The following is a 15,042-nucleotide window of genomic DNA, read 5'->3' as shown; positions in this document are numbered from 1 at the left end:
CTCGTATCCAACTTGAAACCTGAAACCTGAAACCTGAAACTTTAAACCTGAAACTTTAAACCTGAACCCTAAAACAAAAACACCACTTTCGTTCCTTCCTCCAAATCTTCAATGTTGAAAGAATAATTGCTCTCTGTTTTTTTGTTAAAATAAGAAAGCCGTTCACGAGAAAACTCCAATCCCAACGATTCCTTTTTAAAGGATTTTTTCTCGCGATGTTCCCTTGCTTTTTCCCTTCCAATTCCATTATCGGAAATGGTCAAAACCACACGACTATCCTGAACCCCCACATGAATAGAAATCTTTTTTTCGCCTTCTTTCAACATTAAACCATGCCAAATGGCATTCTCAATGAAGGGCTGTAGTAAAAGACTCGGAATTTTCACGGTAGGTAAACCCACCTTTTCATCCTGTGTTATGGAAAAATCAATTTGATTGTCAAAACGAATGTTTTCAATTCGCATATACAATTCGATAATTTCTAATTCTTCCGTTAAAGTGATGCTATCGTTGCGCGAACTCTCCAATATTTTGCGAATTAACTTTGAAAATTTATTCAAATAATAAATCGCTTGTTCCTTGTTGTTTTCGATCAAATACACTTTAATCGAATTGAGTGCATTAAAAATGAAATGGGGGTTCATCTGACTACGAAGCGATTCCAGTTTTAAAATGTTAACCTCATTTTCAAATTGCAAACGTAAAGTGGTCACTTTCTCTGCTTCTGATTTTTGTAACGCCTCTTTTAAGTCGTTTATTTTTGAAGCCAACTCCGCTTCCAATACTTTTTGATGGCTTGTCCGAAGTTCTTGGTTGACGCGTTGTTCCTCAATAATTTTTAGTTGTGTATTCAAGCGATCTTGGTAAATGAGTTTGACCTTATACCCCAATCCCAAAATAAATACGATGGATTCTAAAAGAATCGCAATGAAAAAGAAATTCAGCGGTTCTGTGGCTATTGAATGATGAAAACTTTGATACAAAGAAAAGTAGGCAAATACATTGTATAACACTACTCCAGTAATGATAAAATAACCCAACCGATTCGGAATTCGCCAAGCGATGTATAAAGCATAAAACACAAAACCCGAAACAATGGGAATAAATACATAAATAAAATAGGTGGTGAAAATCCAGTGATTTCCGGTGAGCAACGTATATAAAAACAACACCGTTGCACTACTCAATTGTATTACTAAGTACCGATGAAGTATCCGATTAAACCGTGGATAATGTTGGTCCAAATCCAAAAATGCCTGGTAGAATAAAAACAATAAGGAATTGTAAACGACCTGACTGTACCAATTGTAAGAGGTCCAATCGTGCGCTTTGAGAAATGGAATTAAAGTCTTGCTAAGAAAAGGACTTTTGGTAATCAGATAGGTCAGTAAGAAAAAATTATACAATCCATAATACAAAAAACTCTTTTGTTTGGATTGAAAATAAATCAATAAGCACAATAGAAAATATATAGCTACACCTCCCGTAACCAAACTGGATAAAACATAAAAGAGGGTACTTTGTGTAATCATTACATTTGATTCAAAAAGGTGGATTTCTTTTGCCGTGACACAGGAAGCCTGCACTGATTTGTTAAAACAACAAAATCTTCACTTTTATGAAATTCTTTCACCTTGTTCAAATTGATTAAATAGGAGTTATGAATCCGGAAGAAATAATGATCAGCCAATTTCTCTTCCATAAATTTCAATTTTTGCGTCACAAAAAGTTTTTCTTTATTCTCTAAAAATACCGTACAATAGTTTCCGTCACTTTCACAATACAGTATATCATCGGCATTTAAAAAAAGCAATTTACCATCACAAGGAATACTAATTTTCTTGGTCGAAAGATTTTTATGAATGAGTTGTTCTAAGGTTTTTTCCAAACGCTCATGTACTGTAAATTCCTCTTTGAATTGTTTTATCTTCTGAAGACACTGTTGTAAATCATCCGTATCAATCGGTTTTAACAAATAATCCAAAGCACGTTCCTTGATGGCTTTAATGGCATATTGATCATAAGCCGTTGTAATCACCACAGCAAAATTGCGTTCGGTCAGGGAATCCAAAAATTGAAAGCCATCCATCTCGGGCATTTCTATATCCAAGAAAACACAATCCACGGTATGATGATCCAAAAAGTTTTTGGCTTCTGCAGCACGGGTGAAACTACCCAAAATGGTTACTTCAGGACAAAAGTTGGTCAGTTCCCAATGCATGCTTTTCAAAGCACTAAGTTCATCATCGATAAGGAGGACACGAATCATACACGAAAAATCAATTACATAAAAATACTACATTTTTTACAGGTTCGTCTTTTTTTTGTACCAGTGGTATCATTTTTACTATAATCGACCTGCATCTACTTGTAAGTCGCAGAAAATGCGATGTTGGTGGCAAAAGAACTCCCTGCACCAGTCTTCATCATTTTTTATCCAAGTATACAATATTTACGACAAATCATCAATTAGTAATTCGATCATTTGGGATATACGAATACCTTTAAGTCAAAATCAGCAAAACCCTAAGCCATGAAAAGAATTTACGTACTCGTATTTTTTTTTGTGCTCCAAATTGTACCAGCCCAAGTAGGAGTGAACACCACCGACCCCAAAGCCCAATTGGATATTGTGCCTTCGAATGCTACAACCCCTGCAAATACTGACGGTATTTTGATTCCGCGGATCACAACATTTCCAGCCGTCAATCCTACCGCAGCACAAAACGGGATGCTCGTTTATTTATCCACCGCGTCGGGTTCTTTTTCTCCCGGATTTTACTATTGGGATAATGCCGCCACAGTATGGCAACCCATTGCAGGGACCAAAGTAGGAACCCTCGATCAAGCCTATGATTTTGGAGGAGCTGGATTAGGGAAGACCATCACGGCAGATGCGGGTGCCCTAACCATTAATGGGACGGATGGATTGATCTCCACCGGTGTCTATTCTAGTGGAACAAATCTGGCCAATGCCACCGGCGTGCGAATGTTTTGGTACCCCAAGAAAATCGCTTTTCGAGCCGGAATTACCGATACAGATCAGTGGGATAACATCAATGTTGGTGATAATTCTACCGCTTTTGGTTACAATTCAATAGCTAGTGGATTCAATACTTTTGCCTTTGGACAAGGAACTACGGCAAGTGGCAATAGTGCGACTGCATTTGGAAGTTTTACAACCGCAAGTGGCAATACGTCCACAGCCTTTGGAGCTAGTACAACGGCAAGTGGTTTATTGTCTACCGCTTTTGGAGCGGGTTCTACCGCCAGCGGATCACGATCATTTGCCTTTGGTTTACAAAATACGGCCAGCGCAGATAGTAGTACAGCATTCGGTCAAATGTCCACTGCTTCAGGATACGCGGCTACTGCTTGGGGAATTCAAAATACAGCCTTCAGTGCAGGAGAAACGGTCATTGGAATTGGTGCTACAACGTATACACCAACACCCGTTGGAAATCTTAGTTATAACACGACCAATGCTACCGATCGTCTATTTACAATTGGAAATGCTTTAGATACCAATAGTAATTCGATAATCGATACTGCCGAACGGAGTGATGCCATGGTAGTGCTAAAAAATGGAAATACAGGACTCGGTACCGCAACACCTGCTACACGATTACATGTGGTGGGCAACTTACGACTAGTTGACGGCAATCAAGCCGCAGGGAAAGTATTAACCAGTGATGGTAACGGAACAGCTACCTGGCAAAGCGCAACGTCTTTGGCATGGGGTCTTTCAGGAAATGCAGGAACCAATGCAACTACCAATTTTATTGGAACAACCGATAATGTCGATTTGGTGTTTAAACGTAATAACACATTAGCAGGTCTACTCGGCAGTTCAAATACATTTTTTGGATTATCAGCAGGTACAAACAGTACGGGAACTTCCAATACGTACATAGGAAATTTGGCAGGGAATGCCAATACTTCAGGAGACTATAATACATTTTTGGGACGTTTCTCAGGGGCAAATGGTAGTTTAGGAAATGCAAGTACTTACCTTGGGTATGCCGCTGGATTAAATAGTTCAGGGAATAATAATATTGCGATAGGTGCGTTTTCAGGGCAAAATACTTCTGGGAGACTTAACTTATTTATAGGGTTTTCAGCGGGAAATGTGAATACGACAGGGGAAAGAAATACATTATTGGGAAATGATGCCGAAGTAGGAACCAGTAACTTAACAAACGCTACAGCGCTTGGAAATCAAGCCTTCGTGAATACCAGTAATGCTCTCGTTTTAGGAAGTATCAATGGTGTAAATGGGGCAACAGCATCGACGAGTGTCGGAATTGGAACAACTTCTCCCTCACGACGTCTCCATGTAGCAGAAACTACCACATCAACCTCCAACGGCCAACTCTACCTCGAACAACAAGGAACAGGTGATGCCTTTATCCAATTAGGAAATACGGGTACACGTCACTTTAGTTTCGGAATGGATAATCTAACGGATAGTTTTAAATTAGGAACGAGTCCAACCACTGCCGCAGGCGTTACCACAGGAACACTCATGACCGTATTAGCGACTGGAGAAGTTGGAGTAGGCACCACAACGCCCTCACGCCAATTCCATATCGCTGAGAATACAGCCTCAACCACCAACGGCCAACTCTACATTGAACAACAAGGTACAGGCGATGCCATTATTCACCTAGGGAATACCGGTGCACGGCATTACAGTTTCGGATTGGATAATATTACGGATAGTTTTAAATTAGGTACAAGCCCAACCACTGCCGAAGGCGTTACCACAGGAACACTCATGACCGTATTAGCGACTGGTGAAGTCGGAGTAGGCACCACAACGCCCTCACGCCAATTCCATATCGCTGAGAATTCAGCCTCAACCACCAACGGCCAACTCTACATCGAACAACAAGGTACAGGCGATGCCATTATTCACCTAGGAAATACCGGTGCAAGGCATTACAGCTTCGGACTCGATACCTCAGCCGATAGTTTTAAAATAGGCACCAGTGCAACCACCGCAACGGCCTTAACCACAGGAACCCTCATGACCCTTTTACCTACGGGAGAAGTCGGAATAGGTACCACACTACCCACTGAAAAACTACAGGTTTCCGGGCCAGCAGGACTCACCGTTACCCGAATCGCCAATACTTCTACTGTTGGGACAACGTCCAATGTAGCGCTTGATTTTTTTCGTTCCTCAGCAGCCAATACCGATTGGCGTATTTACAATATTGGCCCCAATTTAACCCTTGGGAGTAGTGGTGACGACCTGACTACCGTGAATGATTTGTACCAATTTCTCGGAGCCCGTTTTATGCCCATGAACGACGGAACCCAAAGTCTCGGACAAGCTGCCAACCGCTGGAATACCCTCTTCGCAACCAACGGAACCATCAATACCAGTGACCGCCGCGAAAAGCAAGACATTCAGCCCCTAACATACGGACTGAACCAACTCATGCAATTAAAACCTGTAACCTTCAAATGGAAAAACCAAAACATCGATAACCACAGTGTTCACCTCGGATTTATTGCACAAGACCTGCAAGAAGTGGTACCCGAAGTAGTCGTCGATTCTCAATGGAGCAATGCCTCAGAGGGAGCACCACGCGTTTGGGAAAAAGCTCCGTTGTTAGGTGTGAACTATGCAGAAGTAATTCCCGTTTTGGTCAAGTCCATTCAAGAACAACAAGCCTTGATAAATAAGCAAAACGAACTGTTACAATTGCTCCAACAACGAATCGAACAATTAGAAAACAAATAAAACCCAACCCTATGAAAACAATGATGTTATTTATCCTTTTCCTTTTGGTAGGAGGAGCCGCATGGTCACAATCCAATACTGCGGTAGTGAAATACAATCTTGAACGGTATACACTTTCCTCCACAGTAGGAGGTGATTTAGTGATCGATCCCAATCAACCCATACGCCAACCTGTTCGTACCTGTGAATTGCGCCAATCCAACTTTCAAGTGGTGTTCCAATCCGATACACCCAGATCCATTGCTATTGATGTGGATAACAATGGAGGAGGAGACAGTTGTGTCACGTTACTTGTTGAGACGTCTTCAGGTTCAATTCGTAAAGTAATTGCAGACGACGCCGAACTGGGCGTACATCGTTTTTCCAACGTCAAAAAGATCTCGCTAAGTATCGAACATCCTTTGGCAACTCCTTCCGAAATACCCGCCAAAAGTAGTGGAACAGCCACCCTTTGGTTTTAAATACAGGTTTTAGAGTGTAAACCGGTAAACTCCGTTTGAACTATGTTAATAGGGAAGAACGGAGTTTTTTTTTTTATTTTCAAATTCCAAATTCCAATCACTAGTCACTAATCACTCAAATCCCAATATTTTAAATTCCAACGACTAACGTCCAACGACTAACGTCCAACGACTAACGTCTAACGTCTAATCCCAAATCTCAAATTTCAAATCCCAAATCCCAAATTCCAACGACTAACGTCCAACGACTAACGACTAACGTCTAATCCCAAATCCCAAATCCCAAGTTCCAAATTCCAACGACTAACGTCCAACGTCTAACGTCTAACGTCTAACGTCTAACGTCTAATCCCAAATCCCATTCCAGCACTTACATCAATTTTAAGAAATTCTAAATTCTAAATTCTAAATTCTAAATTCTAAACTCTAAATTCTAAATTCCCAACCCCCGTCTTTTTCAAAGGCACACCTAATTCATTACTCATATCTACAGTTTTAATTTATTATTTTTACAAAAAAAAGAGATGGGTTTTTGGAATACATTTTTTGGAAAAAAGAAACGTGAAGAAGGAGTACTTCAATCCAACAATAGCATTACAAAGTTTACTGTAGATACCTCCAATACAGCTGAAAAATTTAAAGAATTCACCCAAGAAACCATAGATTTTTTGATTCCAACCTTAGTACGATTCAATGACTTGGAACGTGAAATTTGCGCACGCAGTGAAGCCTTAAAAAACCCGTATCAACCCAACCAAGTGCAACCACGAGAAGACGAACTCTGGGCGGAGTACAGTCAACGGCACAATGATTTGTTGCGCGAAGTAATGATCGAACCGGAGTTCAATCGCAGTCTGGCATTCGGAATTCCCACACGATACGACTATTTGTACCGACCCGATCTCCAACTCTTTATTACCCAAAAATCAGAACAGCGAGCCACCCTCGAATTCCATTACACCCACGGCATAACCCGTTACGAACAATTTGTAGTAAAAAAAGAAAACAACCAATGGAAATTAGCCTCCAAAAAATACCGTTTCAGCCCCGACGATTCCTGGCGTAGAGATGATATTTAACCCTCGACCTACTATGATCTTCACGACAACCAAAGGCATCAAACTTTAGATTAGAGTCATCAGTCGGGTTATTGCAAATTCCATTTTTAGCAATCACAAATCATTCTAACGTCTAATGTCTAATGTCTAACATCTAACGTCTAATCCAAAATCCCGTCTATTCCACAGGCACACATAATTCATAATTCATAATTCTAATTTCTAAACTCTAAATTCTAAACTCTAAATTCTAAACTCTAAATTCTAAAATTTTCCCTACAAACTCCTTATATTTGATTCTACAGAATTCTCTACAGACCCTATAAAAGCACGAAAATGATTCATAAGCGTACTACAGTCGCTATTGCCGAAGCCGTACGAGGAGGACGTTACCTCAGCATCAAATACAAAAACAAAGAGGGAAAAGTCAGTCCTTTTTGGATTTCCATCCTTGATATTTATGGCAACGATAAAATTGTAGTGGATATGTTTAATGTCATGAAGGACGAACCTTTATGCAGAAAAACAATTTCAATTTCTGGAATCCAACACGTCGAAATACTCAAGTTCTCCCACTATGATGTACCTCCTAATCTTATCAAGAAAATAAACGAAGATGAAAGCCTAGCCGTCTATGAATTTGATCGCTACAACAACGATGTGCTCAATTATTACCTCGAATGCCACAAAGCAAACAACGACCCTTTTCTTCATAAAACACACTTGATTTCGGAAATTGATTTGACCGTACTGAAGGAGCAAAATCCCTATCAACTGTCCGACGACCAGCAAAAACAAATCATCAAAGATATATACCACAACGACTATAGAACACATTATGACTATAAATTGGCACTATGTGAATTTTCAATCGACCTTGAATCACGCGGTAAGTTTGTGGTAGCCTATCGGGAACTGTCCTATGATCCCGTTAAAAAGACACTTTTGGTGGGAAATGCCACGCAGTTCAATCCCAACTTTTACATCAAAGACACCAAATATTCCTTATCGTATTACACCGATTTCAGTCCGTCCGATTTTGAAGAACACTATTTGGACAACCCATCCAAAACTATAGATGCCATTATAGAAAATTTCAAACATGGGGAAATACTCAATACCCGACCTGAAATTGTCGTACTCGGCTATTCCAAAATTGATATTGCCCCCATTTTTGATTATATTCATACAGAACACGAAAACCAAGAAATGCAAATTCCTTTAAAAGCATTTTTTAAAAATTCCTCTTTATTGGACCGCAAGAATAGGGCAGAACCCCATATCGTTTTGTATGATAATAATGTCAACATTGATCAATTACGCACCATTTACAATGCGTTAAAATATCCAGTAACCTATGTGCAAGGACCACCGGGTACCGGAAAAACGCAAACTATCTTAAATATTGTAGTGAATTGTTTGACCAACAACAAAACCCTTCTCATTTCCTCCAACAACAATGTACCCATAGACGGAATCAAAGAGAAACTGAACTTAGGAACCTATAGAAATAAAGAGATTTTAATTCCCTTTCTTCGTTTAGGCAATAAACAATGTACGTTGGAAGCCATACAAACCATCAAGAAACTATACAACTACAAAACGAACGACGTACCCAAAGAGTCGCTATTGCGTAACCTAAAACAAAATTCAAGAGAGAAAAACAAACAGCTGTTAGACAAACTGCAACTGTATGAAGAACGAGCCGATTTAGAACAAAACCTCGAGTTTATTGACGGACTCATGGCTAAAGGAAAGTATTGGTTGTTGGAACAAGAACGTGAAAAGTTGCTGGCTAAAATCAACTCGATTCCAGTAACCACGGATGAAGAGGTTAAAGGCATATTTGAAATCATCAAAGACAACCACAGTCTGCTGCAGTTCTTTTATTTCGAATCACTGAAATACATCAAGCGTTTAAGAACCAAAGAGTATACTGAACTAATCGAAATTCTTCACATTCAAGAAGAAAACGATCAAATTAAAGAATTCAATACATGGTTAACCGACGATAAAAATATAGAAAAACTCACCAAAGTTTTCCCCATTATTCTCACAACCAACATTTCCAGCCGTCGCTTGGGTCAACGGTTTAAATTTGATTTGCTCACCATCGATGAAGCTGGGCAGTGCGAAATACCCACGAGTTTAATTCCGATTTCCAAATGCAAAAACATGGTCTTGATAGGCGATACCAACCAACTCAAACCCATTATCGTTTTTGATAAAGAGAAGAACTGGAAATTGATGCAACAGTTTCAAATTAGCGACGAATACGATTATTACAGTAATTCCATACTCTCAGCTTACAAGAAGTTGGATTCCATTTCCCGTGAGATTCTATTAAGTTACCATTACCGTTGTGGACAAAAAATCATCAATTATTCCAACAAACGGTTTTACGACCAACGTTTAAACCTGACGGCGGTTGGCAATCCGGGAACCGTAAAATTACTTTCGGTGACCAATGCCAATCAGCAAAATAAAAACGGACAATTGGAGGAAGCCCTTGCCATAGTGGAGTACATTCAAAAGAACAACCTCACCGATGCGTTTATTTTGACACCGTTCAGAAACCAGGAAGATGTGGTCAATCACTATTTGAAAGAAGCCAAAAAAGCAGGTACGATTGATACCTCGGTGAGTTGTGGTACTATTCACAAAGTACAAGGACAAGAAAACAAAACGATTATCATTTCTACGGCCTTGTCTACCAAAACGTCCCCCAAAACCTACGATTGGATCAAAAACAACAGTGAATTACTAAACGTTGGTGTCACCCGTGCCAAAGAGAATTTGATTGTAGTAACCGACCTCGAAGCCATCAAAATCTTATCCCAAAAAGACGACGATTTGTATGCATTGATGGCCTATGCTTATAAAAACGGAACGGCAGAAGTTGCCCAAAGTCAGGTTAATAAATTAACGATTGGCTTTTCTAACAACTCCAAATTCGAAGACGAGTTCTATAAAACCATGCAGCATTACTGTTCGCTCAAAGAAACCCGTTTCCGTAGAAATGTAAAAGTAACTGACGTATTTCCGGAAGAGCGTGATAATCCATTAGTCAACAAAAAAGAATTCGATGGCGTACTCTACGAAAACAACCAACCCAAGGTCATCTTTGAGTTAAACGGTGCTGAGCATTACCACAACCCCCGAACCCTTAAATCCGATAAAATTAAAATGGAGTTGATTCACAATAAAAAGCTCCAACTCATCGCTGTGCCCAACCCTTACGTAAAGCATTACGAATTCATCCGCGAGTTAATCAATAAGTTTAATGGAATTGGGTATCAGAGGACGTTGTTTGATAATTATTGAAAAAAATAAAACTTCAGTAGAGAGCGACGTTAATTAACTACTCTTTTTCGTCACAAACCGAATAATACCTCCTGAGTTTTCCAATGTTGCTCCAATGGTTGTTGCGATCAATTGATTGATGTTTTCATGATTGACTTTATAGTCTTTCGAACGATGTCGATCTATGATAATTTGTGCTTTTTCTAAAGCAGGAAACCCTTTGATAAATAACTGATACTGATAGCCAATCTCAATGATTTCTTCTGTACCAAAACTGAAAAATCCATCGCGCTTTTCATTGACTTTATTGATGTAGGGAAGAACTTGAACTACATATTCATTTTTAAATTGTTCCTCTGTATCCTTAACACCCAGTTGGTAACTTTCATGTTTGATAGTAATCTTGTCCATCTCCAATTGTTTGATGGTTTCCCTGTAAGCATTCGTTCGGTCATGAACTTCTTTTTCAATAATATATGTTTTGTTTTGTTCTAATTCACGAAGCTTTTCAGTAGTTTCTTTAACTAGTACAGCTTGTTCATCTATTTTTTTCTTAAAAAGGGCTTGGCAAAATAAAAAGGTTAAAGCGCAAACACTTAAGGCGGTTAGTAGGGTAGTAAGCATAATTTTAATTGTGTAAATAAGTTCTAATTTTCTCTCGTATCTCCTCCTGCCAAACCCGTATTCTCGGATGGACATCCAAACAAATCACAGCACATTCTTTTTCGGAAGCCGACTGATCAAAATTAAAATAACGACCGTTACGGAAATCCTGCTTTCCTGGATAAACCAAAGCTACCCGTTGGGCATCAAAGTACTCATGGTAAACATACAATTGCCGTAAATCATCCACCGAAGGATTGGCCGATTGGATGTTTTTCCACTTCGTGTCAAGTACAATCGTTTGGCCGTTATACGAATACGTGATATCGGGTTTCATACCCACGCTACGACCTCCTTGCAAGGGTTTCCAGAAGGGTTTTGGATGCTGGGCACGAAGATTAGAATACGTCTGTGGTGCCTTTTTCAACGTCATAAAAATGAATTCCTCCCACAGCGCGTTCATGTCAAACATCAAAGCCAAAACATCATGCCGCCCTTGTTGGACATCCGGATGATAATTCAAAAGCAATAATCGCGCAATCTGTATTGCTTTTTGATACGCATTGTTTTTTCGATCAAAAGGAATGCGTTCAAAAGTAGCCTCAGTGACTGTTATCGTTTCCATCTCAGGAAAGCGAAGTAATACAGCGCCCACAGAAGTACTCAATTGTGCATTCGAACTCAAGGTCTGAATCAACGCTAAGGTTTTATAAAGAATTTGATGCAGCAAGTGCTGGTGGTCATAAGTAGTGTAACGAACAAAAAAGCGTTCTTTATGCACCAAATTTTCACGAAGGTGTGGTGCAAAACGTAACGAACCTTTCAACGCTTTTTGATTGCCTTCTGTGGTGCGATACCGCTTGATTAATCCCCGATGTAACAATTCCTCTACTTCCTGAAGAAATAGCATAAAATACAAGTCCAAAATAGAATTGGATTTTACCCGTGAAAAACTATTGGTATTCGATTTAGCCTCCACGCCTTGTACGACTTTAAACATGTCAATAAGCAAATCACGCCATGATCCCTCTGAAGAACCCTGTGCATCCATTTGGGTATGCTCAACCTTGGGTAAGACTTCAATGCGAAGAGTACCCACTTGCAATACGCCCACATGTTCGTTAAACTGAACACCATTGTGAATCAAACTAAAGAACGGCGTACCCTTTTCCCCATGGTACTTCTGCAACGCCTTGAGGTAGGAATCAGAAAAACAAATTCCTTTGTAGGTTTGATTTAGCTTTAGTTTTTGGTGTTCAAAGACGGTGATAGTTGCTGCTGGCATAGGCTTTACGACATTAATGCAGTAAGTGCCTTTTCAAAATTCCAATCAGCCGGAACATTGGTTTGATCAGCATAGTTCACAATCGAATACACTACTTTGTCGGTATAATCATAATCCGTTTCAAACGAAGCAAAAACAGTACTGTTTTGGTGTTCATGTAGATTACGCACAAACCCTTTACCGAGCACCATACCTATTTTTTGGTAATCGCCATAAAAATACTCTTGCAACAACGGAATGATATTTTTATAAAACGATTCTTGTAGCGTGGCTTCAGTTTTGTTGAGAAAATAGGAATGCCCAATCAAATGATCGCGATTCAATAAGATTTCAATATGTTGGTTGAGTTTTTTAAGTATAGCGTGCAAGGGATAACCATAAACCTCACCCTGTAATTCTTTCAAGTCATATTGCGGCGGCATCTCTGTAAAACTAAAACGTCTGCGTAAAGCGGTATCTAATGCTTCTACACTTCGGTCAGCGGTGTTCATGGTTCCTAGAATATAAAGGTTAGGAGGGACGCCAAATTTCTCTTTGCTATAGGGGAGGGTAACTTGAATTGCTTCTGGTTTGCCCAAACGTTTATCATCTTCAATAAGGGTAATCAACTCCCCAAAGATTTGCGATACATTACCACGGTTGATTTCGTCAATAATTAGTACATAGTTTTGCGATTCTGCTAGACCGCGCTCTATTTCAACAGGGGTAAGTAAGGAATAAGCATCCAATAATAATTCAAAATCTTCTGTCAAAGTAATGGATGTTTCCTCATTTTCAGATAAGTCAAATCCTTGGGTATTTACATAGTCATAAAACGATTTATAAACCGCATAATACACCGATAAATTATGTTTGAAGAAAGGAGCAAAGGTCTCTTTCATGTTTGTAATTTCATGTGGATTAATACCCGCTTCAAACAATTGTCGAATTTTATCTTTGGTAACACTAAAAGGTTGTGTAGCTTCAATACCTTGTGCTTTGTTGTACCAAACAAATTTTACAATAATGGAAGTGCCATTGACCGATAATAACTTTAACTCTTTGTCATTTATAGTTGTAAACAGTACAGTATTTAGATTTGCGGGTTGATTAATATGGTTGAGATAATTGTTGTGAAATTCATCAAATGAATAACTCTTTTCTTTTTTCCCCTCACGAGCATGCAAAATAAAATTATGCAATGCTTTAGCTGCTAAGGTCTTAAATAGCCCCGGAACCACATCATACAATACTTGTTTATCTTGCCCATTAGGTTTTAACGGTTTAATCCCTTCAATGAAATCCTCATAACTCATACTTTGGTGAAAAGTGGTAAAAGCGATTTGGCCTTCTTCCACTTTTTTATCATAGAGTACTTTAACGTCTTCACGAACAGTTAGTTCTATAGCATTGACTTCTTCATCATCAATGAGTTGCAAGGCAGTATTGATAGAATTATGTGTTTTCCCCGTTCCTGGAGGCCCGTAAAGTATTTGATTTAATGGCATAGCTAAATTTTTTGATGAGGGTAATGTGTTCTGACTAGAAGGAAATTTTTCTATTTTAAGTTGACGGATTTGGTTGCCAATGGTTGATTCAAAGTATTCTAAGGCAGAAAGTACTTTTGTAACGATATCTTTATCAAGTAGAGAGAATTCTTCTTTATAGCCAATACTTTTGGATTTCCACCAATCAAACCATTCTAAATTTTCTGGTAACTCTTGGATGTTATTGTAAAAATATTCACGCTCTTTTTTCTTACCTTCAAAATGGATATCAACAAATATTTTATTGTTGTGAAGCGTTCTAGAGCTAATTTCGTAATGAGCAATATCATCACCAATAATATTTTCTCGATCCTTTAACCAAACGTATTTTCTATTTTTTGACCATCCAACGGGTTCAAAATCTAAATTTTCTTCACGAATAACAGCGTTAAGTTGTTCGACTAAATTTCGAAAGGTCATTCCTTTGCTTTTTTTCCATTCCAACTCATAATGATAAATCAATTCAGAGAGGAGATAGGTATAATTATCGGGATTTACTACTTGTAAATTGTATTGACCAAATAGGGCGAGCAAATTTTGATTAAAAGTTTCAGCACGGTAAGGCAGTTGCAAATAATGTTCGATAATTTGGACTCTGTGATTTTCACTGAGAATGGTTGAGTGCTCGCGAGGATACAATAAATAATTAAAGGCATTTTTTGTTGAACCAAATAAGCCGTCTGGATTTAGTTTGAAGTCAATTAATCCATTAATCCAACTTCCCATGCGAACCCCTGCTTTGGCAATTGTTCGTTTATCTTCATATTGATTATAAAGCCTTTTACCATTAGCATTGACATCACAATAGGATACAATTTCTAGGAATAATAATTTGATGTCATAAAGTTCAATTTGATCACTTTGTACCGATTGAAACGATGAATAATTATTAACCCATAATTTGATTTTTTCAATCTGAGTAGCCGTCAATTCATAGGCTTGCCACTTTAGTAAAGCTTCTTGTCCTTTTTGAAATTGAAAAACAGGATTATTAATAATGGATTGTAAACGCGCATTTGTGGCGTAAAATTCTAAAATATTTTCAAACATAATT

Annotated in this window: 9 protein-coding genes; 4 read left to right on the top strand and 5 right to left on the bottom strand. The window is 38.7% G+C overall.

All coding sequences use genetic code 11. The annotated features are described in order from the left end of the window. Positions 1-68: 68 nt before the first annotated feature. The gene (locus EQG61_RS13215) at positions 69-1,532 is read right to left on the bottom strand and encodes a sensor histidine kinase (protein WP_129462425.1); all 1,464 of its coding nucleotides are present in this window, start codon (positions 1,530-1,532) and stop codon (positions 69-71) included. Continuing rightward, on the bottom strand, positions 1,532-2,269 hold the full coding sequence (locus EQG61_RS13210) for a LytR/AlgR family response regulator transcription factor (RefSeq protein WP_129462424.1): 738 nt from the start codon (positions 2,267-2,269) through the stop codon (positions 1,532-1,534). Before EQG61_RS13210 ends, EQG61_RS13215 begins: the two co-directional genes overlap by 1 nt. Positions 2,270-2,533: 264 nt before the next feature. On the opposite strand from EQG61_RS13210, the gene EQG61_RS13205 reads away from it, so the two are divergent. The 4 genes from EQG61_RS13205 to EQG61_RS13190 all read left to right on the top strand — a co-directional run bounded on the left by EQG61_RS13205 (position 2,534) and on the right by EQG61_RS13190 (position 10,595). After that, positions 2,534-5,752, top strand: coding sequence for a tail fiber domain-containing protein (locus EQG61_RS13205; RefSeq protein WP_129462423.1), 3,219 nt, complete (start codon positions 2,534-2,536; stop codon positions 5,750-5,752). An 11-nt stretch (positions 5,753-5,763) separates the two neighbouring features. Then, a complete protein-coding gene (locus tag EQG61_RS13200) occupies positions 5,764-6,213 on the top strand; it encodes a hypothetical protein (RefSeq protein WP_129462422.1) in 450 nt (149 codons plus the stop codon). A gap of 524 nt (positions 6,214-6,737) precedes the next feature. Then, positions 6,738-7,292: a hypothetical protein gene (locus EQG61_RS13195; protein ID WP_129462421.1), complete on the top strand. Its 555-nt coding sequence runs from the start codon at positions 6,738-6,740 to the stop codon at positions 7,290-7,292. Positions 7,293-7,607: 315 nt separating this feature from the next. Beyond that, positions 7,608-10,595, top strand: a complete 2,988-nt coding sequence (locus EQG61_RS13190) for a DEAD/DEAH box helicase (RefSeq protein ID WP_129462420.1) — start codon at positions 7,608-7,610, stop codon at positions 10,593-10,595. Between the two features lie 33 nt (positions 10,596-10,628). On the opposite strand, the gene EQG61_RS13185 is transcribed toward EQG61_RS13190, so the two are convergent. The 3 genes from EQG61_RS13185 to EQG61_RS13175 are packed head-to-tail and all read right to left on the bottom strand — an operon-like array spanning position 10,629 to position 15,038. Next, on the bottom strand, positions 10,629-11,198 hold the full coding sequence (locus EQG61_RS13185; RefSeq protein WP_129462419.1) for a hypothetical protein: 570 nt from the start codon (positions 11,196-11,198) through the stop codon (positions 10,629-10,631). Between the two features lie 4 nt (positions 11,199-11,202). Beyond that, positions 11,203-12,462, bottom strand: coding sequence for an McrC family protein (locus EQG61_RS13180; RefSeq protein WP_129462418.1), 1,260 nt, complete (start codon positions 12,460-12,462; stop codon positions 11,203-11,205). Positions 12,463-12,467: 5 nt separating this feature from the next. Continuing rightward, positions 12,468-15,038 (bottom strand): McrB family protein, encoded by a 2,571-nt coding sequence (locus EQG61_RS13175; RefSeq protein ID WP_129462417.1) that lies wholly within the window; start codon positions 15,036-15,038, stop codon positions 12,468-12,470. Positions 15,039-15,042: the final 4 nt, after the last annotated feature.

It is taken from the genome of Flavobacterium stagni (assembly GCF_004122105.1).
Taxonomy (GTDB): Bacteria; Bacteroidota; Bacteroidia; order Flavobacteriales; family Flavobacteriaceae; genus Flavobacterium; species Flavobacterium stagni.
The sequence above is the reverse complement of the archived record's forward strand: the minus strand, read 5'-3'. Positions and strand labels throughout refer to the sequence as shown.